Consider the following 26,925-nt stretch of genomic DNA (forward strand, 5'->3'; position numbering starts at 1 on the left):
GTTCATGAAACGGCGTTTTCAGCCGGCAGCGGGTGCGGGTGCAGGGGATTGCGCCGGAAACTGGGCCGGAGACTGAAACGAGTCCAGAGCGCAGCGAAAGAATTCCGCGATCATCGGCAGCCGCCGCCGCTCGTCCAGGCAGACCACATATTCGTTGATGGGGAAACGTGCGTCCTGAAGCGGCAGGAAATGCAGGCGCGGATCATTGCCGAATTCGAGATCCGCAATCGCGCCGACCCCAAAGCCGGCGGCGACCGCATCGCGCACGCCTTCTCTGGTCGACACCTCGATTACGTCGCCCAGCGTCACGCCGTGCTCGGTAAGATTCTGTTCCAGCACCTCACGCGTGCGCGAGCCGCGTTCACGCAGCACGAAAGGCTGTCCCTCCAGATCTCCGATGCTGACGGATCCGCGCGGAACCCATGGATGGTCTTTGGGCAGGAACACGCCCACCTTCATGCTGGTGAGCGGCTGGCTGTGGAGGCGGGCATCCTTCGGAAGCTGGGCGGTGATGCCGACATCGACGCGGTACTGGATGATCTGCTCGATCACACTGTCTGAATTCTCAACCTGAATGGAAAAGGTGAGCCTCGGCCGCCGCCTTCGCAGCTCGCCCAGAATGGGAAGTGTGTGGGCGGTGCCATCGGCCGCCACCCGCAATCGACCTCCCTCGACCCGGCGGCTCTTGAGCATGGTGCCGGCTTCCGAGAGGGCCGAAAAAAGGCGCGAGGTGACTTTATAGAGCGCTTCGCCATCGGGAGTGAGGCTGACACCCCGCGGGCCCCTCTCGAACAGCGTGACGCCGGAGATCGCTTCGAGCTGGCGGACCTGCCCGGAAAGCGTTGACTGGCTCACCGCCATCTCGCGCGCCGCCTGCGAGTAGCCACCCGATGTCGCCACGAAATGAAATGCACGCAATTGTGTGACGGGTGCCATGGTCCAGACTCTGCCGGCTTGTTTCAGGGTCCGCCAGAAACGTATCCGGTACCGCCGGGCAACTGCTGCTGGCAGGACAATGCGTCTCCCTAGCCTCCGTATGCTGCGAATTTGTGACAAGGTGACGGTGGCAGGTCCTGCATCAAATTCAAATGGTTAGCCGGATAATTGGCTGATCGATGCCAATGCTGGGTATGGCAATTTTAGATGGCGCCGCACTGGCCGCTTTCAACGATCTGTCATGTTGGCTGCTTACCGCTGACAACGAATTTTAAACCACGTCGGACGCTCGCGTTCCTCGTGGCTGACTGCAACAACCCCAGGAGAGTTCCCATGGCTGTGATCAGCAATCGTATCCTCGACTATATTGCCAAGCGGGGGGCGGAAGACCGCGTCATCGATCTGTCGACCGTGTTTTCCGGCTCTGGCCTTACCTATACGGTGAGCAGCAGCGATCCGGGCATCGCCGATGTCGTCATCGAAGATGGCAAGCTCGTTATCGATTACACCGACGCGCTTGGCCACACCGACCTGAAGATCACCGCCACCGACGCCTCCGGTCACAGCGTTACCGACAATGTGCGCGTCCGCGTCGCCGGTGAGAACGCCTATACGATCGCCGTGCTGCCCGACACGCAGGACTATACGAATGCCTCGCGCGTCGGCACGTTCAAGACCATGACGCAGTGGCTGGTCGACAACAAGGACAGCCTCGGCATCCAGTTCGTCACCCATGTTGGCGACATCACCACCGAAAACAGCACCACCCACTGGGGATACGCAAAGGAGGCGCTGAGCATTCTCGACGGCGAGATCCCTTACGGCCTGACGCTGGGCAACCATGACGGCGTTTCGGGCAACTTCGATTCCAGCCGCATCAACAGCTACTTCTCCATCGAGGATCTGAAGGCCGCCAATGGCGAGCATTTCGGCGGGGCCTACGATCAGGAGCCGACGCTTTCCAACAACACCTACTCGACCTTCACCGCTCCGGACGGAACCAAGTGGATGGTGCTGAACCTGGAGTTCGGTGCGCGCGCAGATGTGCTGCGCTGGGCCGGCGAAGTGATCGAGGATCACCTCGATCACCGTGTCATCCTCACCAACCACTCCTACATGACCTGGGCCGGCCGTCACGACGCCACCGGCGCGCCGCTCTATGATGAGGGAACCGGCTACGATTACGGCCTCGGCAACTCGAAAGAGGCGGCCAGCGACGGCGAGACCATGTATCGCCAGCTCGTGCAGAAATATCCGAACGTGACGTTCACCTTCTCCGGTCACATCTTCGGTGACGGCGCCGAGACGCTGGTTTCGTACGATCAGTTCGGCAATCCGGTTTACCAGATGATGGTGAACTATCAGAACGGCGTTTCAACCGAGATCACGGGCAATGCCGGGCAGGCCAGCGGCAGCGCCGGCGGCAATGGTGCCATCCGCCTGCTGACCATCGACCCTGAAACCGGCTCGATCTACACCTCGACCTACTTCGCGGCGCTCGACGATTACATGGACAGCGTCCGTGGCGACGGGGAACTCGACCGTGATGGCCTGACCGGCCCCTATCGCGGCCATCAGGAAACCATCACCGGTGTCTATCTTGGCCCGCCGGAGGTGCCCGCGATCGCCAAGGCCGGCAACGATCAGTTCGTTTCGGCGCAGGAAGGCGAGGAAAAGGCCCTTGTTACGCTTGAGGGCAACCTCACCCTCAACCCCGCCGATGACGATGATCTGAGCTATGTCTGGACCGATGAGGACGACAACGTCGTGGCCATTGGCGCCACGCCTTCGCTTGAACTGGATGCCGGCCAGCACGCCTTCACGCTCACCGTTACCGACAGCGCCGGTCGCGTTTCCGCGGATCAGGTGCGCGTTGTCGTCTCCAACGGAAACACGCTTCTCGTCGATAACTTCAATGACGGCGCTGCCGAAGGCTGGGGTCTTCCCGGTCAGGCCGTGAATGTCAGCACCGGCGCCCCCTCGGATTACGGCATTCCCGGCCTTCCTGCCGGCCAGACGGCAGCCGTCATTGCGGATGATTTCGCGTTCGTTCCGAAGGCGACTGCCAGTCAGGGCATCAGGGTCGCGCCTGCGTTCCAGCTTGCCGAAGGCCAGTCGACGCTCGGCTCCTATTCGATCGTTCTCGACCTGTATGTTCCGGCCTACAGCGGCGGCAGCAACTATACCGGTCTGCTGCAGATCGACGGCGGTGCGAGCGATGCCGACGCCGAGATGTTCATTCGAAAGAGCGGTTCGTCTGCCGGCATCGGCACGATGCAGAACTATCAGGGCAGCTTCACCTATGATGCTTGGCACCGCGTTGCCTTCACCTTCGTGAAGAATGCGGACGGTTCCGTCACCATCGGCAAATATATCGACGGTGCGCTCGCCGGCAGCCAGACGCTTTCCGCCAGCGGCGCCGCACGCTATGAACTCGACCCCTCCAAGGGGCTCACGCTGCTTGCCGACAATGACGGCGAAACCAACAACGCCTACATCTCCAGCGTGCTCGTGACCGATCACGTGTTCACCGCAGCCGAGGTTGCCTCGCTGGGTGGCGCGAAGGCTGGCGGTATCGTCTCGACGGCGCCGAGCGACAATTCGGTTCAGTTCGATTTCAATGCCGCCACAGCGCAGGAGCCGACCATCGGCAATGGCGTCCTGACGGTTCTTGGTGGCCAGCAGGTTACTTATGACTCGGTCGCCGATTTCGCGATCCCGGCCCTGCCGCAGCCTGCCGTCGGCAGCGGCGACGGTGCCGACGTGACCTATGTTCCGGGCCTGACCGCCACGCAGGGGCTGCTGCTGCAGCCGGCTGCTTCGGTGCCGGCCGGTACGGTCGTCAAGTCCTACACTCTGGCCTATGACCTGCTGGTCCCGTCGACCGGCGGAAACTGGTTCTCTTTCCTGCAGACGGATCCGACCAACGGCAGCGACGCGGAACTGTTCCTGCGCAAGAGCGGCAGCACCGGCGGCATCGGCATCAACTCCGATTACGAGGGCAGTTTCAAATATGATGTCTGGCAGCGGGTGGTCTTCACGATTACGGAGAATGCCGGCAGCGTCGTGATCAACAAGTATATCGACGGTGTGAAGGTTGGCGATACGGTGATGAGCGGCAGCAATGCCGGGCGCTATGCCATCGACCTCTCCAAGGGTATTCTGCTGTTTGCCGACGAGAACGGCGAGACCTCTCCGGCATATGTGTCGAGCTTCCTGTTCACCGACAAGGTGCTGAGCGATGCCGAGGTAGCGGCGCTGGGCGGCGTCACCGCCGATGGCATTCTGGACGAGCAGCCCACGCCTTATTCGGTGCAGATCGATTTCAGCAAGCCGGACTTCCCGGATGTCTGGGGGAATGCTTCGCTGGTGCCTTCACAGCTCGGCACGAGCATCGGCAATTTTGTCGTCAAGGGCACGGTTCACTCCCGCGTCGATGCGGAAGAAGGACAGGCCGCTCCTGAAGGACGCCTCTACCAGCAGTCCGACTCCGCCGACAATATTCTGGTGTGGGCCGGGCAGGGTTCGCAGAACTGGTCCGATTATGTTTACGAGGCCACGCTGCATGCCACAGACAATGACGGGATCGGTGTCGTCTTCTACTACACCGACGCCAGCAACCACTATCGCGTTGTGCTTGACGCAGAGACCAATACCCGCTCGCTGATCAAGGTCCAGAACGGTACAGAAACCGTGCTTGCCCGCGAGAATGGCGGCACGCCATGGAGCCGTGACTTCCAGATCAAGGTCGTGGTGGTCGATGACCAGATCAGCGTGTTCCTCGACAACAGCAGCCTGTTTGGCGAAGTCGTCGACCCGTCGCCGCTGGCGGCCGGAACCGTCGGCTTCTACTCCAACAACCAGCGCAGCTCGCAGTTCGACAATGTCACCGTCAACAAGGTGGCGCTGACGGCCCATGCCGGCGACAAGCTGCGTCCGATCGACCTGGATGGCGACGGCAAGGTCGTGGTGGAGCTGGATGGTGAAGGCAGCTACGGTCTCGGTGAGATCGTCAGCTATGTATGGACCGATGCCGACGGCAACATCGTGGCAACCGGCGAGAAGGCGGAAGTCGAGCTTTCGGCAGTGAAGCAGACCCTCACCCTTACGGTGACCGACGCTTCCGGCAGAACCGCGACCGACAAGGTCACGGTGGACGCCATCTCGAAGGATCGCGTGATGCTCTCCGAGAATTTCGGCGGTGAGGATTTCGCGCGCTGGACCATCGTCGACGAAGGCGAAATGGGCGGTGTGGGTCCGGATGGCAAGTCCTCGCAGTGGGAGCTGCGCGACGGTGCGCTGGTCCAGCTTTCCGACATCAAGAGCCGCCAGCTCACCTGGAGCGGTGCCTCCAGTTCGGACCCGTGGAAGAAGGGCTGGAGCCCGCTGGGTGACGGCGTCAACGTCCTGCGCAAGGGCACCTATGCCCTTTACAATGACGAGGCCGCCAAACTGTGGAAGGATTACGCCGTAGAGGCGACGATCCAGACGCCGGACAATGGCGCCCTTGGACTGCTGTTCTATTATCAGGACGCCAACAACTACTATAAGCTCGAACTGGACGCGAACGGCGACTACGACCGTTCGGCCAGCAATGGCGCGGGAAGCCTGTTCCAGCTCATCCAGGTGAAGGACGGCGTCGAGAAGTATCTCAACCAGTTCCCTGCCAAATATACGGTGGGCGAGGAGCTTCAGCTTCGCGTCGAGGTGAAGGACGGCAAGATCCAGTCGTATGTGAACGGCATGGCGCTGTTCGCCTACGCCATCGAGGATCGTGCCCAGACGCAGGGAACGATCGGTCTGTTCTCATGGGACAGCGCCGGTGTGTCCTTCGACGATGTGGTCGTCTATGACCTGTCTGGTGAAACCACCCAGCCGGGCGGAGACCCGATCCTCGGCACGGCGGGCGATGACGTGATCGCCGGTACGGCCGGCGACGACATCGTCTATGCCGGAGCCGGTGATGATGAAGTGCGCGGCGCTGCCGGCAATGACATCATCTACGGTGAGGCGGGTGACGACACGCTCTACGGCGATGAGGGGAATGACCTTCTGATCGGCGGTGAGGGTGATGATCGTCTTTTCGGCGGCGCCGGCAACGATGTGCTGCGCGGAGATGCCGGAGACGACCTGCTCGATGGTGGCGAAGGCATCGATACTGCCGACTACAGCTCCGATACGGCGGGCGTGACTGTCGACCTGTCGGCCGGCGAGGCCGAAGGCGACGATGCCGGTTATGACGAACTGGTTTCGATCGAGAACGTCATCGGCGGTTCGGGCAACGACACGCTTATCGGCGACGACCGTGACAACATCCTCGTTGGTGGTGCCGGCGACGACCGGCTCTACGGCGGTGCCGGAAACGACGTCCTCATCGGCGGTGAAGGCGACGACTATATCGACGGCGGTGAAGGCTTCGACACGCTCGACGTGTCGGCTGCGACCGGCCCCGTCAGCGTCGACTTCTCGACCGGCCGCGTCTCTGGAGCCGGGATCGGAACCGACACCTTCGTCAACATCGAAAAGCTGCGGTTCGGTTCGGGTGACGATGTCGTCACCGGCGGCAATGGCGATGATGCGCTCGACGGCGGTGCCGGAAACGACACGCTCAAGGGCGGTGCCGGAAACGACACGTTGTGGGGTGGCGAAGGCAACGACGACCTCGACGGCGGTTCGGGCGACGACATCATCTACGGTGGCGCCGGCAACGATGCCATCAAGGGCGGCTCCGGCAACGACAGGATCGATGGCGGTGACGGCGACGACGTGATCGAAGCAGGCTCGGGAGACGATGTGATCCTTGGCGGCGCCGGTAACGATGTGATCGACGGTGGTTCGGGCAATGACCGGATCGAAGGCGGCGCGGGCGACGACATCCTGTCGGGCGGCTCGGGTCATGACGTCTTCGTGTTCGCGGCCGGCTTCGGCAAGGATACGATCACCGACTTCCGCACCATGGGTTCAAGCTCGGATGTGCTGGAATTCTCGGTCGATGTGTTCGCCGACTTCGATGCGGCAATGGCCGCTGCCGAGCAGGTCGGTTCGTCAACGGTGTTCACCATCGATGCCGATACATCGCTGACCCTGAAGGGCGTTCAGCTCTCCACTCTGTCGAACGACGACTTCAGGTTCGTCTGAGCCGGAGCTTCAGAATAAACAAAGAAAAACCCCGCCGATCTTTCGGCGGGGTTTTTCTTTGAGAAGAAAGAAACAGGCCTTCCTTTTTAGCTCTTAGTCGTCGTTGCAGGCCAGTGAGCGGCAGCCCAAAAAGTGCGGCGGCCGGACAGGATCAGTCGTGGCTGGCCTCCGCTTCGTCCTCGCTTTTGCCCCTGCGCCAGTAAGACACCACAAGCTGCTCGGCCTTGCCCAGCCCCTTTTCCTTGCGCAGAAAGGTTCGGATCGCCCTGAAGGCCTCGAACTCGCAGGCCGCCCAGGCATAGACCGTGCTGCCGTCCTGCGGGAAAGCGGTCTCGCGCACCGCGTCATAGAGCAAGGTCGTCGTGCCGGCGGCCCTGCCGTCGCGATGCAGCCAGCGGACCGAAACGCCGGCAGGCAGGCGCAGCGCCTGCTCCTCAGCCGCGTCCGCTACCTCGATCAGAGCCACGCCGCGCGCCGTGTCCGGCAGCGTTTCCAGCATGCGCCCGATGGCCGGGAGCGCTGTCTCGTCGCCGGCGAACAGATACCAGTCGGCCGGCTTCAGTCCGCCGCCGCCCGGGCCGACGACGCCGACCTGCTCGCCCACGCGGGCGCGCGCCGCCCATGCCGAACCCGGCCCCGCATCGGCATGGATGACGAAATCGATATCCATGGTCCCGGCCGCCCGATCGAGCGAGCGCACCGTGTATTTGCGCAGTTGTGGCCGGTGGGTGCCGGCGGGCCAGCGCACCAGCCCGTTGCTGCCCACGCTCGGCCATTGCGGGGCAACGGCATCGGGGTGCTGGATGATGACGCGCAGGTGCAGCGCCTGCAAGGTGTCGAACCGGGCGAGATTGTCGCCGGCGAGCGTGATGCGGCGCATGTGCGGGGTGACGTCGCGCACGGCCACAACCTCCAGTACGTCGAAATTGGGCGGCGCGGCAAGCTGCGTGCCATCGCCCGTCCACGCGATTTCAGGCGTCTCGTCGCCGGCGAATTCGATGATGTGCGAGGCGATGCCCATCTTGATGAAATAGAGCGATTGCAGGTCGGCGGCCTCGGCGCGCACGACGATGCTGTCGTCCTCCTGCCGGAAGCTGCTGGTCGCCATGTCCATGGCCACCACCCAGGTGTCGCCGCTCAGCGTGATCTCGGCCCCGTGCTCCTTCAGGTGTTCGCACACCGGGCCGATGATGGCCCCCGGATCGTCCAGTCTGATACGCGCCTCGGCGACAAAACCGCTCATGAAAACTCCGTTCAGGCAACTGTGACTATTGCTGCGGCGGCTGACCGCCGGCGTCGAGGCTGATCCAGTAGGTGCCCGCAATCGGCAGCGCTGAAAAGCGCCGGTTGATCTCGTCGAGCGTGCTGGCCGGATCTATGTCGTGGAACAGATCGGGATGGATCCAGCGCGCGAAGGCGTCGATGACGACGATGTTCAGCGCCCCGTTCAGCGGCATCCACACCCCGTGCGCGCGGCCCTCCGCCACGGCCCGCAGGTCGCGGACCACCGGCCGCAGCACGACCGCCTGCAGCGAGGCGAGCGCCTGTTCGGGGGCGCGGCCGGTGCCAAGCACCAGTCCGCCGCTCGCTTCCAGATAGGCGCCGCCGGTGCCGATATAGACATCGGGATCGGCCTGCAGCACATATTCGGCGCTGAGTTCCCCGATGGTGCCGGGTATCACCTCGGCCCCGATATTGTGGCCCCCGGCGAACTCGATCAGATCGCCGATGCCCACGCTCTTGCCCGTCGAGGCGCAGCAGCCGCCTTTGCCTGCGTGGGCCTCCAGCAGCACGCGCGGCCGCCTTGCGGGACCGGCGGCGGCAAGCCGCGACCGGATCTTTTCGACATGCGCCTCATAGAAGGCGAAGAAGCCGGCCGCCCGCTCGCTGTTTCCCGTGAGTTGCGCCAGCAACCTCAGTCCTTCCAGCGGATCGGCCGCACGGATCTGCGGCGCGATGTCGATGATGGCGACCGCGATGCCGGCTGCCTCCAGCTTGTCGACGACCGAGCGGTCGTTGGCATAATAGGGATGCAGCAGCACGAGATCGGGCTCAAGCGCGATGACACGCTCGACCGGGAAGCCACCGGCCCATGTGCCCTTCAGCACCGCAATGGCGTCAATGGCCGGGGCGGTGGCGCGGAAGGATGCCATGGTGTCGGCGTCTATGCGCGCGGGGTTCCACGCCACCACCCGGGCGACGGGCTGCGGATCGATCAGGGCCAGCCCGATCATGTCCGAGCCTTCCGAGAGCACGATGCGCCGCGCCGGTTCCGACAGCTTGACCTTGCGGCCGGCCTGATCGGTTATGCTGATCCCGGTGGCGGTGGCGGTGGCGGTGGCGGTGGCGGGCGGTGCCGATGCCAGCACCAGCAACGCCGCGGCAAACAGCCAGTGAAGGCCGGCGCGTACACTCACCAGCGATATCTCATCGTCGCCAGCGCCGAGCGGCCTTCGCCATAGACGCAGGAGCCGTAGCCGTTGCAGGCCGCGACATATTTCTTGTCGAACAGGTTGTTGATCTTCACGTCCAGGCGCAGCCCCTCCAGGCCGGGGTTCTTTCTGCCGAAATCATAGCCGAAGGCAAGATCGACCAGCGTGTATCCCGGCACCTTCGAGGGCAGCCCGGCGATCCATTCATTGGTGTCGGTGCCGAAGGAGGGGCCGATATGGCGAACGCCGCCGCCGAGGTTGAGCCCCTCCAACGTGCCGCTGCCGAAGGTATAGGACGCCCACAGCGAAGCCATGTGCTCGGCCACGCCCACCGGCCGCTTGCCGATGAGTGCGGCATTGTCGCTTTCGGTGATCTCGACATCGGTGAAGCTGTAGGCGGCAATGAGGTCCAGCCCGTCCAGAATGCTGGCGCGGGCCTCGGCCTCGAAGCCCTTCGACACCACCTCGCCGTTTTGCGTGATGCACCGGTTCTGCGGCAGGCCCGGGCAGACATGGCTGATGTCCGGGTCGGTGGCGGTCACGTTGTTCTTGGCGATGTGAAAGGCGGACAGGGTGAGCGAGGCGTCATAGCCTTGCGGCTCAAACTTCAGCCCGGCCTCGAACTGCCTTCCCTTCATCGGCTTCAGGGCGTTCTGATGATAATCCATGCCGAGCGCCGGCTCGAAGGAGGTCGAGTAGCTGACATAAGGCGCCAGACCGTTGTCGAACAGGTGAACCAGCCCGATGCGGCCGGTGAAGGCGTTGCTGTCGGCTTCGGACCTGCCGCCATTGGCACCCGTGACCATGTTGGTGATCTGCGACTTCGATTTTGCCCAGTCGTGGCGGCCGCTCAGCCACAGGCGCCAGTTGTCGTAGGAAATCTGGTCCTGCACATAGAGGCCGACCTGATCGAGCGGCTCCTTGCGGTCGAAGGTGAGCGTGACAGGCGTGATCGGAATGCCGTAGACCGGGTTGGTCCAGTCGATCGACCCTGCCGCACCCTGACCATAGTTGAACTTGTTGCGATAGCGCTGATAGTCCAGCCCGGCGAGCAGCGTGTGGTCGAGGGCGCCGGTGGCGAACTTCGCCTGAACCTGATTGTCGACCGAGAAGCTGCGGTCCTCATGCACCGAATAGGCGGCGTTGCGGTTGATCGTCCTGCCGTCGGCGGCAAGGCTCAGATAGTTCACGCTCTTGATGTCGTCTTCCATGTAGGCGTAGCGCAGGTTCTGGCGCACCGTCCAGGTCTCGTCGAAGCTGTGCTCGAACTGGTAGCCGATATAGGCCTGCGTGCGCTCGAAGCGGTTGTAGTTGGGGTCGCCCTGAAAGAAATGACGCGGAATCTGGCCATAGGGGCCCGGCAGCACGGTGCCGACCGGCGGCAGGAACGCCGCGTCCGAAGTGCGCGGATCATGCTGGTAGAGCGCATGAACGGTCAGCGAGGTGTCCGCATCCGGCGCCCATGTCAGCGACGGCGCGATCAGCACCCGCTCGTCGTCCTGAAAGTCGATCTGGGTTTCGCCGACCCGTCCCATCCCGGTCAGCCGGTAGAGCAGCGTCGCATCCTCGTTGAGCGGGCCGGTGAAGTCGAAGCCGCCCTCGACCCTGCCGTAGCTGCCCACCGAGGTAAAGACCTCGTTGCGGGCGACGTCCGACGGCTGCTTCGACACCATGTTGACGAAGCCGCCCGGCGTCGCCTGTCCGTAGAGAACCGAGGACGGACCACGAAATGTCTCCACCCGCTCCAGCAGATAGGGATCGACCTGGATCGAGGTGCGCGGGCCATGGTGCCATTTCAGGCCGTCGAGATAGGTCGCATAGGTCGCGGCGGCTGAAAAGCCGCCGAAGCCGCGGATGAACACCGGGTCGAAGCGCTTGCTCTGCAGGCCCGCGGTTCCGGTCAGCACGCCCGGCGTGTAGCGCAGCGATTCCGAAACCGTGGTGGCGCTCTGGCGGTCCATCTGCTCGCGCGACACCACCGAAATGGATTGCGGCGTCTCGATGAGGGCGGCATCGGTCTTTGAGGCGGTGGCCGAGCGTCGAGCCACGATGCCGCCGACCGGACCCAATGCGGTTTCGGCCTGGCCCTCGACATTGACCGTGTCCAGAACCACGGAGCCGTCGGGGTTCGTGCGTGCGCCCGCTGCAGCGGCGGCGGGATCGTGAATGGTCACCGCATTGGCGCTGGTGAAGGCATAGCGCAGGCCCGATGTCGCCAGCAGCCGCGCCAGCGCCTGCTCGCTGGTCATTGTGCCGCGCACGGCCGGGGCCGTGGTGCCGGAGGCGATCGCCGTGCGGTAGGCGATCTGCAGCCCGCTCTGCCCTGCAAGCGCCCGCAGCGCCTGGCCGAGCGGCTGTCCTGGAATGTTGAAATCATGCGTGCCTGCCGTCTGCGCGGCTGCCGGCGCGACCGCCGCAACCGGGGGCAATGCGACCACGCACAGTGCCGTTCCCACCAGAAGGTGGCGCAGAAACCCGCCGCGCCCCGCCTGGAAACCCCTCTTCCCTACCCCGTACGTCATGATCGAATCCCAAACCCTTCGTTTTCAGAAAAAGACCTTTCACAAGGTCCGCCGAAGGGTGTGGGTGGTTCTTTGCCTGAACCCTTCACCCCTATGACGGGTGAAACGCTGCTTTGCCTAAAGACGGAGATGAAGTTTTTTTGGAGGAAAACTCCCGTCAGGAGATCAGCACCATGACGCGCGGAATGCGGCGCACGGTGAGGCCCTGTGTCCGGGCCAGCGCCTGCATGGCCGCGAACGCCTCGCTGGTGGAGAAGATGGCGCTGACCGGCACGTTGCCGTCGACGCCCGGCCGCATCACGATCCGCTCCGGCATATAGCGCGCCAGTTCGGCCACGGCGCTGGCGAAAGGCCGCCCCTCGAAAATCACCCTGCCGGACCGCCAGGCAAGCACGGTTTCCGTGTCGACCGCCACCACCGGCTGCGGCGCGCCGCCCTCGGCATAGGCCGTCTGCTCGCTGGCGCCGAGCTCGACGCGGCGTGGGGCCGCCTCCGCCCTGTCTTGAGCCGCTGCCGGCCCCGACACAAGCACACGCCCCTCGCTGACGGTGACGGTCGCCATGCCGTCGAGGGCGCTGACGGTGAAGGTGGTGCCCAGCGCATCGCTGTTGCCGCCGAGCGCCGCAACCCGGAACAGGGAGCCCTCGTCGCGTCTGACCTGGAACTCGGCTTCGCCCCGGAGCAGCTTCACCAGCCGCATCTGCGGGCTGAAGTCCACGGCGATGGCGCTGTCTGTGTTGAGGACGGCGATGGAGCCGTCCGGCAGGTTCACCTCAGCCCGGTCGCCGACGCCGGTGGTGAAATCGGCGTTCCACCAAAGCTCCATGCGCGGAAGCGCCACGATGGCGAGGCCTGCCGCCGCTGCTGCCCCGCCGCCGGCCAGCACAGCGCGGCGGCTGATGGCTGTCCGGCGCGGCGGCCTGAACGGCAGGACGTCGCCCCGTGGCTCCTCCAGCCCCTGCAATTGCTGCCAGAAGGCGCGCTCGCGCTCGAAGGCCAGCCGGTGCTGCGGCGAACGCTCGCGCCAGGCCTTGAAGCGGGTTAGCTCCGCATCGCTGACATTGCCGGAGGTGAGCCGCACGATCCAGTCGCGGGCATCGAGAGCGGCCCCCCGGTCGTCGTCAGCGTTTTTGTCTGCCTCGTCCATGTGCCGATAGCGAAGGTTGCCGGATCCCAACGTACTGACTGTACGCTTCTACCCAAGTTGACGCGCAAGGATAGGCTTTGCCTAAACAGATCTGCAAAAGAATCAGCCGGCGAAATCGTCGCGCAGCCGCGCCAGCCGTTCCAGCGCACGGCGCACATGGTAGTAGACCGCCTCATCGGTGATCCCCATCTGCTCGGCAATGCGCCGGTGAGGAATGCCGTCGATGCGGTTCATGAGGAAGATGCGGCGCGTCTTCTCCGGCAACTCGTCGAGCGCGGCCCGCACGGCATCGAGATTTTCGCGGCCGATCACGGTGCGTTCGGGCGACACCTCGTCGATGCCCTCCCACAGGAGGCCGGAAACCTCGCGGTCGATCTCCGACCGGCGCCGTTCCTTGCGCAGATGGTCGCTGACGGTATTGCGCGCCACCTGGGCGACAAAGCCGGCCGGGTTGTCTATCGCCGCAGCGGTGCGTGCCTTTTCGAGCTTCACCCATGTGTCCTGAACGAGATCCTCGGCCGTGGCCGCGGAACGAACGCGGGCGAGTGCCGCCGCTTCGAGGCGCGGCCGCATCTTCACGAAGGCGGCCATCAATCGCTTGAGGTCGAGCTTTTCCACGCCAGCCTTGCCGGAAAACACACAATGATCCGGCAGACCTAAAGGAGCCGGCAAACTGGCGCAATGGCGAGTGACTGTGTGGTTGCAGGGTCTTGCATAAAACCTGTTCCTGAAACTCAGGTTTAGTGCTTGATTTTATTGGGTTCACGGCAGACACCGCTGTCCTTCAGTGTTTCTGCATGCCGCGCGCAGTCTGTTCCATTTTTCACCCCCAGTTGCCGAACAGCAACAAAATGACGGTTCAAAGTGCTGAAAGTCGACATCACGCGGTCCGCCGGAGAACGCCCGAAAGAGCAATTGCTATGGAACATGGCCTTGCGGGAAACAGCATGTGATGTTGCTGAAGCTGAACCACAGCTGATAGGGCGGGCTTCATGATGTATTCGATGCGTCAAACCCGCTGCGAAGCCATTTTCGCCGGTTTCAGCAGGCTGGCCGGAAATGAATCGAGCGCTGCCCGGGCAAAATTGGCCATTGCAGAAGGCGATGGCTCTATGGTTAGGGTTGCAGCCGTCCACATCCGGGTTGCTTCCGAAGGTTCGCTCATGTTCCTGCCCGGAGTAAAACAGGCAGCATGCAGCGCCCGGAAGGTTGTTCCATGATCCGCATTCCCGTGTCTCTTTCAAGCGTGCCGGCCGCATCCTGCGCGCCGGTGACCGGCGGTATCCGATGACAGCACCCGGCGCGCTGGAGCCCGTCAGCACCGACGGCGGCAGGCAGGTACTGGAAGTTCATGCCCGCCTCATGCGGCGACGCGGGTTTCTGGTGGCACTCATGGCGGTCATGACCCTTCTGGCGATCATGCTCGACATGACCACCGGTCCTTCGGGCATGGGATTGAGCGAGCTCTGGAAAGTCGTCACCGGGCATCCCGACACCACCCGCGCCATGGAGGTGATCTTCTGGAACGTGCGGCTGCCCATCGCCATGATGGCGGTGCTGGTGGGGGCGGCGTTGTCTCTGGCCGGCGCGGAGATGCAGACCGTTCTCGACAATCCGCTGGCCAGTCCTTTCACATTGGGTGTCTCCTCCGCCGCATCGCTGGGCGCATCGCTTGCCATCATTCTCGGCCTCGGGCTTCCCTTCGTTCCGCCGCACATGATCATCGCCGGCAATGCCTTCGTCTTCGCGCTCGGCTCGGTGCTGCTGCTCCAGTATCTGGCGCGCGGTGGCGGTGGCATCGAGACGCTCGTGCTGTTCGGCATCGCGCTGGTCTTCACCTTCAATGCGCTGGTGGCGCTGGTGCAGTTCATGGCTTCGGCCGACGCACTCCAGCAGCTTGTGTTCTGGAGCATGGGCAATCTCGGCGCGGCCAGCTGGGAAACGGTGGCGGTGCTGGGTCTCGTCACGGTGCTGCTGTTCCCGTTTTCGCTCGCCTCGTCGTGGAAAATGACGGCGCTTCGGCTTGGTGAAGAGCGCGCGGCAAGCTTCGGTATCGACGTTGGCCGCCTGCGGTTCTTCTCTCTGCTGCGCGTCAGCCTGCTTGCAGCCACCGCTGTCGCCTTTGTCGGAACCGTCGGTTTCATCGGCCTTGTCGGTCCTCATATCGCCCGCCTGATGGTGGGCGAGGACCACCGCTTCCTTTTGCCGGCAAGCCTGTGCAGCGGGGCGCTGGTGATGTCGCTCGCCTCCGTTGCATCAAAGACGCTGGTGCCGGGCATGCTGCTGCCGGTCGGCATCGTCACATCTCTGGTCGGTCTGCCGATCTTCTTCGTCCTGATCCATCGGAGGCGCAGGCGTCCATGAGCAATAAGTCCCTGCACATCAGCGGGCTGACGGTGAGCTACGGCCGCCGTGCGATCATCCGCGACCTGCACGTCTCGCCCATACAGGCAGGCGGGATCACCGCGCTGGTCGGACCCAACGGCGCCGGCAAGTCAACGCTGCTGAGGGCTATCGCCGGCCTTTTGCCGGCCTCCGGCAAGGTGTGGCTGAACGGGCAGAACCTGCTTGCCATGTCGCGCCAGCAGCGTGCCGCTTATGTCGGCTTCATGCCGCAGTCGCTGCCGGCCGGAGTGGGGCTGAGTGTTCTGGAAACCATCGTCACGGCCCTCAAGGTGGCCTCGCCGACGGGAAACGAAAAGCTGCTGCGTCGCAGGGCGGTCGCGGTTCTGGAACGGCTGAACGCTGTTCATCTCGCGCTTGAGCCGCTTGATCGCCTTTCCGGTGGACAAAGGCAGATGGCCGGACTCGCACAGGCGCTGGCACCTGATCCTGAACTGCTGCTGCTCGACGAGCCGACCAGTGCGCTGGATTTGCGGCACCAGTTCCACATCATGCGCACCGTGCGGGAACTCACCCGCTCGGGGCGCTCCGCCGTCATCGTGCTGCACGATCTGGCGCTGGCGGCCGAGTGGGCCGATACGGTGGTGGTGATGAGCGGCGGCGGCCTTTACGTGGAGGGCAGGCCGACGGATGCCGTTACACCCGTCATGTTGAGGGATGTATACGGGGTTGTCGCCGATGTCGTGGCGCTTCCCAGCGGCTCGCTGCGCATCGATATCAGGGATCTGACGGATAATGGCGCCGCGGCGCGACAAGCAGCCGGAGACGCAGCATGAACGGGCATTTTCCACTGATGGCCGAGGCAACGGTCGCGATCGCCGATGCCGCCCGCTACATTCCCGATATCGCCGGGCATCTGGAAAGCCATGGTGCGCGCGCATCATCGCAGGGAGAAGCGACGGTTCTGGATTTCGATTTCTGCCGTGGCGTGCTGTCGCCGCAGGAAGGATCGCTGCATCTGCGCGCCGAAGCGGCAGACAGAAGCCTGCTTCAGGAAATCAAGATGGAACTGGCCGAGCATGTCGTGGAATTCACCGGCGTTTCGGCGAGCGATATCGTCTGGACCGGAGACAAAAGCGAAAGCGGGGCGCCACCCAATTTCCGGCTGATGCGGGTGGTCAGCACCAGACGCATCACGCCGCACATGCAGCGCATTCGCCTGGCAGGTGAAAATCTGCTCCGGTTTTCGGGGCTCGGCAACATCCACTGCAAGCTGCTGGTGCCTCCGGCAGGTGTGGAGCCTGAGTGGCCGGCTCTCGATGCGCAGGGCAGCTTCCGCTGGCCCGGTGGGCCCGGCAAGCCGTCGGTGCGAAAATACACGATCCGTTCCGTGGATGCGCAAGCAGGAACGCTCGACATCGATCTGGTTGTGCATGGCGACGAAGGGCCGGGCTCGGCGTGGGCGATCGCCGCGAAGCCGGGCGATCTGATCGGAATGGTCGGTCCGGGTGGCCGGGGAATCCGGCAGGCCGGCTGGCATCTTCTGGCAGGCGATGAAACTGCATTGCCTGCCATCGCGCGCGCCCTTGAGAACCTGTCGCCCGACAGCCGCGGCGTGGCCCTGATCGAAGTGGCGGACAGCGCCGAGGAGCAGGATATCGTTCTGCCGCAAGGCTTCGAACTGAAATGGCTGCACCGAAACGGCGCGGCCGCGGGAACGACCACGCTGCTTGCGGATGCGGTGCGGTCAGTGGCGGTGCCTGCAGGTGAAGAGCGGGTGTTCGTCTGGGCCGGTTGCGAATTTTCGGCCTTCAGGGACATACGCTCCCATGTGCGCAACGTGCTCAAGCTTGGAAAGGAACAGCACCTCGTCACCTCCTATTGGCGTCGCGGCATCAGCGAGGATGGTGCCAGCCGTCTGGACGCCGTCTCGACTGTGGTCACGAAGATCGGAAAACGTCTCGGCCTGCCGGTGGGAGACTGAGGTTCCGGCCTGAAAGTCTGCATCGATCGCACAGGCTCTCATACATTCCGTAGCAGGCATGGCTTCCAGAGCATCATGCGGGATCAGATGGTAGCCATAGGCTCCGCTGTCCCGACGACGGGGCAGGGTGCCGCACCTGTGCATGGCAGACGTCCGTCCGGCCACGCATTGTGCTACTGCAGGCTGAACCGATATGCATGAACGATCCCCTCCGTTAATTTCCGGCACAGAAGAACATGGCTGCCTCCTCCCTCGAAATTCTCAAATCCGTCTACGGCTATGACGCGTTCCGGGGTCCGCAAGCGCGGATCGTGGAGCATGTTATTGCGGGCAACAACGCCTTCGTGCTGATGCCGACAGGTGGCGGCAAGTCGCTGTGCTATCAGATTCCGGCGATCGCCCGTCCGGGTCTGGGGCTCGTCGTTTCGCCGCTGCTGGCGCTGATGGCCGATCAGGTGGCCGCACTCCGACAGGCTGGTGTCCGGGCGGCCGCGCTCAATTCCGATCTCGGACCGGATGAGAGGCGCGAGCTGTGGCAGTCCGTCAGCACCGGCGGGCTCGACCTTCTCTATGTCGCGCCCGAAACGCTGCTGCGGCCGGACGTTCTTGACCGGCTCGACGGGGTGAAGCTGTCGCTGATTGCCATTGATGAGGCCCATTGCCTCTCGCAATGGGGGCATGATTTCCGCCCCTCCTATCGCCAGCTCGATGCGGTCGTGCAGCGCTTTGCCGACACGCCGCGCATGGCGCTGACAGCCACGGCCGATGAGCCGACGCGTGCCGAAATCCTGACGCATCTGAACATTGCCGGGACCGATGCCTTCATTGCCGGGTTCGACCGGCCCAACATTCGCTACGCCATCGAGGAAAAGGACAATCCGCGCGCCCAGCTTAAGGATTTTCTCCGCCGCCACGAGGGCGAGAGCGGCATCGTCTACTGCCTGTCGAAGCGCAGGACCGAGGAAACCGCCGCATGGCTGCGGGATCAGGGCTATGATGCGCTGGCCTATCATGCCGGCATGGACAAAGCCGCGCGCGAGGCCAACCAGACGCGTTTCCAGCATGGCGAAGCGGTGGTGATGGTGGCCACCATCGCCTTCGGCATGGGCATCGACAAGCCGGACGTGCGCTTCGTGGCCCATATCGATCTGCCATCCAGCATCGAAGCCTATTATCAGGAAACCGGTCGCGCCGGGCGCGACGGCCTGCCGTCGGATACGCTCATGCTCTACGGCCATGACGATATCGCCCTGCGCAGCCGTTTCATCGAGGAATCCGACGCGCCCGAACAGCGCAAGCGCATGGAACGCCAGAAGCTCGATGCGCTGCTGGGGCTGGCCGAAACCGCAACCTGCCGGCGGCAGGTGCTGTTGTCCTATTTCGGCGATGAGTGCGAGCCTTGCGGAAATTGCGACACCTGCGCGGAGCCGCCCATCCTTTTCGACGGCACCATAGCGGCGCAGAAGGCGCTTTCCTGCATCTACCGCACCGGCGAGCGCTTCGGGCAGGCTTACATCGCCGATGTGCTGCTCGGCGTGGAAAATGAGCGCATCGCCGGGTTCGGGCATGATCGCATATCGACATTCGGCATCGGCACCGAGCACGACAACCGCACATGGCGGGCAATCCTGCGGCAGCTGATTGCGCTGCGCTTCATCAATGTCGATCTGGCCGGTCATGGCGGCCTGTCGATCGCACCCGCCGGCCGCGAATTTCTGCGCGACAAGCCCGCGCTGATGCTGCGCTCGCCGCGGCCGCCACGCGCGCGTCGTGGCAGGGTGGCCCGCGGCGGCGCCGAGTCCGCCATAGCAGAGGCGGATCGTGCCCTGTTCGCGGCATTGCGGCAAAAAAGGCTGGAGATCGCGCGCGCACAGAACGTGCCGCCCTATGTCATTTTCCACGACAAGACGCTGATCGAGCTTGCGGCGGCAAGGCCGGCCTCCCGCCGCGAAATGGCGGAAGTGCCGGGTGTCGGCGAGGCCAAGCTCGACCGCTACGGCCCGGCTTTCCTGTCGGTCATCGCGGAGCACGCCTGAGGATTTTCAGAGCGCCGCTTGCCGATGGCAGGCGGACGCGTTTATCCGGCAATTTCGATGGCCGGTGACTGCTGCCGCAGCCCCGTGGCCACCACCGAAACCCTGAACCTGCCCTGCAGGGCCTGGTCAAAGATGGCGCCGACGATGATGTCGGCATCTGCATCGACCTCCTCGCGGATACGGGTGGCTGCTTCATCCACCTCGAACAGTGTCATGTCCTGGCCCCCGGAGATCGAGACCAGCACACCCTTCGCGCCGCCCATCGATGCTTCGTCGAGAAGCGGATTGGCGATTGCCGCCTCTGCCGCCTTCTTTGCCCGGCCTTCGCCTGTGGCCTCGCCGGTGCCCATCATCGCGCGGCCCATGTCGCGCATCACCGAGCGCACATCGGCGAAGTCGAGATTGATGAGCCCTTCCTTCACGATCAGGTCGGTGATGCAGCTGACGCCCGAATAGAGCACGCGATCCGCCATGATGAAGGCATCGCCGAAGGTTGTTTTCGCATCGGCGATGCGAAAAAGGTTCTGGTTCGGGATGACGATGACCGTGTCGGCGCATTCGCGCAGGCGTTCGATGCCACGCTCCGCAGCCTGCATGCGGCGCGTACCTTCAAAAACGAAGGGCTTGGTGACAACGGCAACGGTGAGAATGCCTGCCTTGCGGGCGGCATCGGCGATGAGGGGAGCCGCCCCGGTACCGGTGCCGCCGCCCATTCCGGCGGTGACGAAGCACATATGCGTGCCGGCAAGAAGCTCCATGACTTCGCCCAGCGATTCCTCGGCGGCTGCGTAGCCGATTTCAGGCAGGGAGCCGGCGCCAAGGCCTTCGGTGGTCATGGCTCCAAGCTGGATGCGCTGCGATGCCTTCGACATGGCGAGGGCCTGCGCATCTGTGTTGGCGGCGATGAAGTTTACGCCTTCCAGCTGTTCGGTAATCATGTTGTTGACGGCGTTGCCGCCCCCGCCGCCGACCCCGATCACAGTGATTTTGGGCTTGAGTTCAACGATGTTCGGTCTGGTACTCATGTCCATACTCCAGAATACGGAAGGTCAGGTCGTCCGGCGATGCGGCGACATTTGAATCACAACTCTATCCGTATCGTTCCGAATAAGGGACTTATTTAAGTCATTGGCTGGAAAGGAAGGCAGAATGGCGCGGCGGCATGGCCACGACAATGCATCGGAACGGTCGGTTCTCTCCCTGAATTCAGCAGGGCTGCCCGTCGTTTTCTGCCTTCTGCTGCGAAAATCCGGCTTCGCTGTCGAAATGCACATGAGGCGTGAAGGCCATGTTCCCGCCAGCCCGGCGTTCGCCGTTCCAAAGAAAAGCTCAAAGCGATCTGGTGCAGAACTCAGTTTGAAGCTGGCACAGGGATTGGCGTTGAAAATGGATGAGGCGATGAGCTTGCGGCAACATCTAAGATGGCCGGGAAAAGGTCCTGCCCGGCTGTCCTGCAAGCGACGGTCTTTCGGCGTCCGTAATCTGAAAATTCGGAAATCATCCGATATCTACATGAAATCACTATGGAAATCAGCCTGCTAAGGCGTGCATGAATACTGCGTCGACCTTGCCGGAATGACGAAACCGGAACGCTGACCTGTCTCGCATCCCGTTGGCCGAGACGGCACAAATTTCATCAGACTCGATATGCGTATTGCACTGCACGCCGTTGAGAAATTCGGTTCCGGCAATGATTCATTGTCAGGATGATGTTGTCATTGTCAGAAAAATCGCGCAACTGAGTGGCCGCCTGGTAGCTGGCGTGGTTCAGAAACTGCCCGATCAGTTTCTCGGAACCTTGCAGTACGGCTCCAGACGAGCGCCAATGGGATAAAGCGTGTTGCAGGGGAGATAAACTTGAAGATCGGAGCATTAAGGGAAACTGCTGACGGCGAAAGCCGGGTGGCGTTGACGCCGGACTCGGCGCGGCATCTGCAGAAACTCGGTCATGAGTGTCTGGTTGAAGCCGGAGCCGGCGAGAAAGCCGGCATTACCGATGAAGCCTACGCCGAAGCGGGCGTCACGGTACTTGCCGATGCCAAAGCCGTAACCAAAGCCTCCGATCTGCTGGTCAAAGTCCGGGGTCCGGAAGCTGACGAGCTTGAGCGGATGCGTGAAGGGCAGACGCTCATCTCGTTCTTCTGGCCCGGCCAGAATCCCGAGCTTCTGGAACAGGCGAAGCGCAAGGGCGTCACGGTCGTCGCCATGGATATGGTGCCGCGCATCAGCCGTGCCCAGAAGATGGATGCCCTGTCTTCCATGGCCAATCTGGCCGGCTACCGCGCCGTCATTGAGGCCGCCAACAATTTCGGCCGTTTCTTCACCGGACAGGTGACGGCAGCCGGCAAGATTCCCCCCGCCCGGGTTCTGGTGGTGGGCGCCGGCGTGGCCGGTCTGGCCGCCATCGGCGCCAGCATCAGCCTCGGCGCCATCACCTATGCCTTCGACGTTCGTCCCGAAGTGGCCGAGCAGATCGAAAGCATGGGCGCGGAATTCGTGTTCCTCGATTTCGAACCGGCGCAGGATGGCTCGGCCACCGGCGGTTATGCCGCCCCATCCTCGCCTGAGTTCCACGCCAAGCAGCTTGCCAAGTTCCGTGAACTTGCGCCTCAGGTCGACATCGTCATCACCACGGCCCTCATCCCCGGCCGCCCGGCGCCCAAGCTGTGGACCGAGGACATGGTCAGGGCGATGAAGCGCGGATCGGTGGTCGTGGATCTGGCGGCCGAGCGTGGCGGCAATTGCGATCTGACGGTGCCGGACGAGCGCATCGTGACCGACAACGGCGTGACCATCATCGGTTACACCGATTTTCCGAGCCGCATGGCCGCACAGGCGTCCAGCCTCTACTCCAACAACATTCGCCACATGCTGAGCGATCTGACGCCCCAGAAAGACGGCGTCGTCGTTCACGACATGGAAGACGACGTGATCCGCGGCTCGACGGTTGCGCATAAGGGCGAGATCACCTGGCCGCCCCCGCCGCCCAAGGTCAAGGCCATCGCGGCCGCCAAGCCAAGGGAGAAGCCGAAAGAGCTGACTGCACAGGAGAAGCGGGCTCAGGAAGCGGCGGCCTTCAGGTCTCAGACCCGCAATCAGGTGGCCCTGCTCACCACCGGCGGCGTTCTGTTGCTGCTGGCCGGCTATTTCGCGCCCGCCAGCTTCATGTCGCACTTCATTGTCTTCGTGCTGGCCTGTTTCGTCGGCTTCCAGGTCATCTGGAATGTCAGCCACAGCCTGCACACGCCCCTGATGGCGATCACCAACGCCATTTCCTCGATCATCATTCTGGGTGCGCTGCTTCAGATCGGTTCCGGCAGCTGGCTGGTGATCGTGCTGGCCGCACTCTCCGTGCTGATGGCAGGCGTGAATATTTTCGGCGGCTTCCTCGTCACCCGGCGCATGCTCGCCATGTTCCAGAAGTCGTAAGGGAGAGGGTTATGGAAATCGGTTTCACAACCGCCGCCTATATCGTCGCGGCAGTCCTGTTCATCCTCTCTCTCGGTGGCCTGTCGGGTCAGGAAAGCGCCAAACGCGCCGTCTGGTACGGCATCGTCGGCATGGCACTGGCGGTCATAGCCACGCTCGCAGGTGCGGGTTCGGGTCTCTGGCAGCTTTCGCTGGCCGTTCTCATCGTCGGGGGCGCCGCCGGCTGGATCGTCGCCCAGCGGGTGCAGATGACCGAAATGCCTCAGCTTGTGGCCGCCATGCATTCGCTGGTGGGTCTGGCTGCCGTGTTCATCGGCTTCAACACCCATATCGAGATGACCGGCGTGGCAGCAATGGCGGCGGACGCACGCCTTGCCCTGACCGGATTCGCCGCCGGCATCGCGCATAAAACCCCCGCCGAAATCTCCATCCTGCGGGTGGAAACCTTCCTCGGCGTCTTCATCGGCGCGGTGACCTTCACCGGGTCGGTGATCGCCTTCGGCAAGCTCGCGGGCAAGGTGGACGGCAAGGCAAAGAAGCTGCCCGGCGGTCACATCCTCAATGCGAGCGCCGCGCTCATCTCGCTGGTGCTGCTCGTCGTCTATCTGAACACGGCCAGCACCGCTGCGCTGGTTGTGATGACGGTGGCGGCGCTGTTCATCGGCTATCACCTGATCATGGGCATCGGCGGCGCCGATATGCCGGTCGTCGTGTCGATGCTGAACAGCTATTCGGGCTGGGCAGCGGCAGCGATCGGCTTCTCGCTGTCGAACGATCTGCTGATCGTGACCGGTGCGCTGGTCGGTTCGTCCGGCGCGATCCTGTCCTACATCATGTGCAAGGCGATGAACCGTTCCTTCATTTCCGTCATCCTTGGCGGGTTCGGCACGACGACGGGCCCTGCCATGGAAATCGAAGGCGAGCAGATCGCCATCGACGTCGACGGTGTGGCGGCAACGCTGAACGAGGCCGACAGTGTCATCATCGTGCCCGGCTATGGCATGGCGGTGGCGCAGGCCCAGCAGTCCGTTTCCGAGCTGACCCGCAAGCTGCGGGCCGCCGGCAAGAATGTGCGCTTCGCCATTCATCCGGTCGCCGGGCGGTTGCCGGGTCACATGAACGTGCTGCTGGCAGAGGCGAAGGTGCCTTATGACATCGTTCTGGAAATGGACGAGATCAACGAGGACTTCCCGGAAACGGACGTTGCGATCGTCATCGGCTCCAACGACATCGTCAACCCGGCCGCGCAGGAAGACCCCAATAGTCCGATTGCCGGAATGCCGGTGCTTGAAGTGTGGAAGGCCAAGCAGGTTTTCGTGTCGAAGCGCGGTCAGGGAACCGGCTATTCCGGCATCGAAAATCCGCTCTTCTACAAAGAGAACACCCGCATGTTCTATGGCGACGCCAAGAAGAGCCTCGACCAGCTCCTGCCGCTGATCGGCTGAAAACCGGCTCCGTAAGATTGCTCCCGGCAAGGATATGCTTGCCGGGAGCATGAAGTTCAAGGCCTGACCGGGCAGGCGGGCTTTTGCGAACCTTCGGAAAATACCCGCCACTTCTTCTGACGCGTGCCGGCAACGCATTTGCGTGTGACCCTGACGATGGGGCGCTGCGACCACGCGAAATCATGACCGGCCTACCGGTCATGAATGACGAGTTCCCGAACACACGTCTCGAAGACCGTCAGGACATCGGTGCCGATCGGCAAAGATGCTGTCAATGTCGGTAGATGAACGACGTGATCGCCCTGCGCCGATCATGAAGCCGCTGCTGAAAACGGCCTCCCTCACGGATGCCGTGATTTCAGATCACGCCTTTGCCTGAATGGCTTCCTGTTCCGGAAAGCGTCGCGCGGCATGGGCGCGCACGTCGTCGCCGAACGCGCGAAACAGCTTTTGCGACACCGGGTCGTTTTCGGCTGCGAATTCGGGATGCCATTGCACGCCCATGGCGAAGCTGCGTGCATCCTGTACCGATACGGCCTCGGCAATGCCGTCCCCGGCGGCCGCTTCCACAACGATGCCGCTGCCGGGCCGCGCGATCGCCTGCCGGTGAAGCGAGTTGACCATCACGGGCTCATCGCCGATCAGCCCCGCCAGATGCGAGCCGGGGGCGGCCCGGATGCTGTGTTTCACCGCAAAGCGCTCCGCGCGATCCGGCGACTGCGGCGCGCGGTGGTCGAGATTGCCGTCGATGGACTGGATTTCCGTCTGCAGCGTGCCACCGCGCGCGACGTTCAGCTCCTGCAGGCCGCGGCAGATCGCCAGCAGCGGCAAGCCGCGCTTCAGGGCAAGCTCCAGCAAGGCGAAGCTGGTTGCGTCGCGGGCCGGATCGTAGGGCTCGTTGGCAGGGCTGACCTCGCCTCCGTAGAGCGCGGGATAGACGTTGGAAACCGAGCCGGTGAGCAGCAGTCCGTCCACGGCGTCGAGCACGGCCTCGCAGTCGAGTTCCTTCCCGAGGTTCGGCACCAGAAGCGGCGTGACGTCGGCCGCGCGCGCGGCTGCCATGACATACTGGCGCTGCGTGGCGAACCATTCGGTTCCGGCGAACTCGATGGTGTCGGTGGCGACGGCGACGCAGGGCCTTGCCATCACACCATCTCCATATAGGTTTCGAGCTCGAAGCTGCCGACCTTGCGGGCAAAGGTATCGGCTTCCTGCTGCTTGCAGGCGACGAAGGCATCGCGCAGTTCCGGAGCGAAAAGCGCCTGCATCAGTTTGCCCTGCTCGAATGCGGCGATCGCCGCCAGCCAGTCTGACGGCAGGCGCGGCAGATCGTGGGAATCGACATCCATGGCGATGGGCTGGCCGGGATCGCAGGCCTCTTCCATGCCGATCAGGGCCGAACCCAGCACGCTAGCCAGAACCAGATAGGGATTGGCATCGGCGCCGGCGACGCGGTGCTCGATGCGGCGCGCCTTGTGCGATCCGCCGGGAATGCGGATCGCCACCATCCGGTTCTCATAGCCCCATGCCACGGCGGTGGGCGCATAGGATTTGGGCCGCAGCCGGCGGTAGGAGTTGAAGTGCGGCGCGAAGATGAGCGTGCTCTGCGCCATGCCGCGCAAAAGCCCGCCGACGGCGTGGCGCATGATGTCCGTGCCCTTCTCGGTGCCGTCGTCGAAGACATTGTTGCCATCGCCGTCGAGCAGGCTGAAATGCACATGCAGGCCGCTGCCCGCCCGGTCGCCATAGGGCTTGGCCATGAAGCTGGCGATGAAGCCGTGCTTGCGGGCGATGCCGCGCACCACCCGCTTGAACAGGATGGCGTCGTCCGCCGCCTTCAGCGCATCGGCGACGTGGTTGAGGTTGATCTCGAACTGGCCGACCCCGTTCTCGGCAATGGTGGTGTCGACGGGAATGTTCTGCGCCCGGCAGGCGGCATAGACTTCCGAGATGAAGGTCTCGAACGCGTCCAGTTCGTCGATGGACAGGGCTCCATCCGCATTGAGCCTCCTGCCGTTCACCGGCGAGACCGGCCCGACGGGTTCATTGGAGGCGGCATCGAACAGATAGAATTCAAGCTCGGTGGCAACGACCGGCGTGAGGCCGCGCGCGGCATACCGCCTCTGGATTTCCGCCAGCGCCTGTCTGGGATCTCCCGGAAAGGGCCGCCCGTCATCATAGGCGAGCGTGAGCGGGATGAGGGCGGTCGGCAGAGGTGTCCAGTCCACGGGAACGATCGGCCGGCCGGTCCAGTGGCACACCGCATCGGAATCGCCGGTGCTGTAGACCAGCGGATTGCCTTCGATGTCCTCTCCCCAGATGTCCATGCCGATCAGCGAATAGGCCATCCGCATGCCGCCATCGAGCGCCTTGCGCGCCTGATCGGCGGCAATGCGCTTGCCGCGCATCACCCCGTTGAGGTCGCATATGGCGACGCGCACGCTTTCCACCTGCGGATTGTTTTCAAGCCACGCGATCGCGGCATTCCGGCTTTCCTCAGACTGCAATCATTT

General features: G+C 63.5%; 18 protein-coding genes. 8 read left to right on the top strand and 10 right to left on the bottom strand.

Going from position 1 to position 26,925, the window contains the following annotated elements:
• Nucleotides 1-18: 18 nt before the first annotated feature.
• On the bottom strand, nt 19-936 hold the full coding sequence (locus HNR59_RS17725; RefSeq protein ID WP_183832365.1) for a LysR family transcriptional regulator: 918 nt from the start codon (nt 934-936) through the stop codon (nt 19-21).
• Nucleotides 937-1,269: 333 nt separating this feature from the next.
• On the opposite strand from HNR59_RS17725, the gene HNR59_RS20840 reads away from it, so the two are divergent.
• The gene (locus tag HNR59_RS20840) at nt 1,270-7,074 is read left to right on the top strand and encodes a 3-keto-alpha-glucoside-1,2-lyase-like domain-containing protein (RefSeq protein ID WP_246374821.1); all 5,805 of its coding nucleotides are present in this window, start codon (nt 1,270-1,272) and stop codon (nt 7,072-7,074) included.
• Between the two features lie 151 nt (nt 7,075-7,225).
• Here the strand turns inward: HNR59_RS20840 and HNR59_RS17735 are convergent, their stop codons facing one another.
• The 6 genes from HNR59_RS17735 to HNR59_RS17760 all read right to left on the bottom strand — a co-directional run bounded on the left by HNR59_RS17735 (nt 7,226) and on the right by HNR59_RS17760 (nt 14,419).
• Nucleotides 7,226-8,317 carry a siderophore-interacting protein gene (locus HNR59_RS17735; RefSeq protein WP_183832366.1) on the bottom strand — a complete coding sequence of 364 codons (1,092 nt, stop codon included), beginning with the start codon at nt 8,315-8,317 and terminating at the stop codon, nt 7,226-7,228.
• Nucleotides 8,318-8,342: 25 nt separating this feature from the next.
• Nucleotides 8,343-9,491 (bottom strand): ABC transporter substrate-binding protein, encoded by a 1,149-nt coding sequence (locus tag HNR59_RS17740; RefSeq protein ID WP_183832367.1) that lies wholly within the window; start codon nt 9,489-9,491, stop codon nt 8,343-8,345.
• The gene (locus HNR59_RS17745; protein WP_183832368.1) at nt 9,488-12,028 is read right to left on the bottom strand and encodes a TonB-dependent siderophore receptor; all 2,541 of its coding nucleotides are present in this window, start codon (nt 12,026-12,028) and stop codon (nt 9,488-9,490) included. The genes HNR59_RS17740 and HNR59_RS17745 overlap by 4 nt, the downstream gene beginning before the upstream one ends.
• Nucleotides 12,029-12,185: 157 nt before the next feature.
• Nucleotides 12,186-13,175: a FecR family protein gene (locus HNR59_RS17750; protein ID WP_183832369.1), complete on the bottom strand. Its 990-nt coding sequence runs from the start codon at nt 13,173-13,175 to the stop codon at nt 12,186-12,188.
• 102 nt (nt 13,176-13,277) lie between these two features.
• On the bottom strand, nt 13,278-13,814 hold the full coding sequence (locus tag HNR59_RS17755; RefSeq protein WP_183832370.1) for a sigma-70 family RNA polymerase sigma factor: 537 nt from the start codon (nt 13,812-13,814) through the stop codon (nt 13,278-13,280).
• A 101-nt stretch (nt 13,815-13,915) separates the two neighbouring features.
• On the bottom strand, nt 13,916-14,419 hold the full coding sequence (locus HNR59_RS17760; RefSeq protein WP_183832371.1) for a hypothetical protein: 504 nt from the start codon (nt 14,417-14,419) through the stop codon (nt 13,916-13,918).
• 43 nt (nt 14,420-14,462) lie between these two features.
• Here HNR59_RS17760 and HNR59_RS17765 point away from each other — a divergent pair, with 43 nt between their 5' ends.
• From HNR59_RS17765 to recQ, 4 genes are all read left to right on the top strand, one after another.
• The gene (locus HNR59_RS17765) at nt 14,463-15,539 is read left to right on the top strand and encodes a FecCD family ABC transporter permease (RefSeq protein ID WP_183832372.1); all 1,077 of its coding nucleotides are present in this window, start codon (nt 14,463-14,465) and stop codon (nt 15,537-15,539) included.
• Nucleotides 15,536-16,354: an ABC transporter ATP-binding protein gene (locus HNR59_RS17770; RefSeq protein WP_183832373.1), complete on the top strand. Its 819-nt coding sequence runs from the start codon at nt 15,536-15,538 to the stop codon at nt 16,352-16,354. The genes HNR59_RS17765 and HNR59_RS17770 overlap by 4 nt, the downstream gene beginning before the upstream one ends.
• On the top strand, nt 16,351-17,502 hold the full coding sequence (locus HNR59_RS17775) for a siderophore-interacting protein (protein ID WP_183832374.1): 1,152 nt from the start codon (nt 16,351-16,353) through the stop codon (nt 17,500-17,502). The genes HNR59_RS17770 and HNR59_RS17775 overlap by 4 nt, the downstream gene beginning before the upstream one ends.
• Before the next feature lie 236 nt (nt 17,503-17,738).
• Nucleotides 17,739-19,538 carry a DNA helicase RecQ gene (gene recQ / locus HNR59_RS17780; protein ID WP_183832375.1) on the top strand — a complete coding sequence of 600 codons (1,800 nt, stop codon included), beginning with the start codon at nt 17,739-17,741 and terminating at the stop codon, nt 19,536-19,538.
• 41 nt (nt 19,539-19,579) lie between these two features.
• On the opposite strand, the gene ftsZ is transcribed toward recQ, so the two are convergent.
• Entirely contained in the window at nt 19,580-20,569 is a 990-nt protein-coding gene (gene ftsZ / locus HNR59_RS17785; protein WP_183832376.1) for a cell division protein FtsZ, read from the bottom strand.
• A gap of 118 nt (nt 20,570-20,687) precedes the next feature.
• Between ftsZ and HNR59_RS17790 the strand changes: the two genes are divergently transcribed.
• The 3 genes from HNR59_RS17790 (at nt 20,688) to HNR59_RS17800 (ending at nt 24,412) form a co-directional block, all read left to right on the top strand.
• Nucleotides 20,688-21,080 carry a hypothetical protein gene (locus HNR59_RS17790; protein ID WP_183832377.1) on the top strand — a complete coding sequence of 131 codons (393 nt, stop codon included), beginning with the start codon at nt 20,688-20,690 and terminating at the stop codon, nt 21,078-21,080.
• A gap of 315 nt (nt 21,081-21,395) precedes the next feature.
• Nucleotides 21,396-22,967, top strand: coding sequence for a Re/Si-specific NAD(P)(+) transhydrogenase subunit alpha (locus HNR59_RS17795; RefSeq protein WP_183832378.1), 1,572 nt, complete (start codon nt 21,396-21,398; stop codon nt 22,965-22,967).
• Between the two features lie 11 nt (nt 22,968-22,978).
• A complete protein-coding gene (locus tag HNR59_RS17800; RefSeq protein WP_183832379.1) occupies nt 22,979-24,412 on the top strand; it encodes an NAD(P)(+) transhydrogenase (Re/Si-specific) subunit beta in 1,434 nt (477 codons plus the stop codon).
• A gap of 363 nt (nt 24,413-24,775) precedes the next feature.
• Here HNR59_RS17800 and HNR59_RS17805 read toward each other — a convergent pair whose 3' ends face one another.
• Together HNR59_RS17805 and HNR59_RS17810 are read right to left on the bottom strand one after the other, a co-directional pair.
• Entirely contained in the window at nt 24,776-25,558 is a 783-nt protein-coding gene (locus tag HNR59_RS17805) for a gamma-glutamyl-gamma-aminobutyrate hydrolase family protein (protein WP_183832380.1), read from the bottom strand.
• Entirely contained in the window at nt 25,558-26,919 is a 1,362-nt protein-coding gene (locus tag HNR59_RS17810; RefSeq protein WP_246374822.1) for a glutamine synthetase family protein, read from the bottom strand. Before HNR59_RS17810 ends, HNR59_RS17805 begins: the two co-directional genes overlap by 1 nt.
• Between the last annotated feature and the right edge of the window lie 6 nt (nt 26,920-26,925).

Origin of the sequence: Aquamicrobium lusatiense (assembly GCF_014201615.1) — a bacterium.
Taxonomy (GTDB): domain Bacteria; phylum Pseudomonadota; class Alphaproteobacteria; order Rhizobiales; family Rhizobiaceae; genus Mesorhizobium; species Mesorhizobium lusatiense.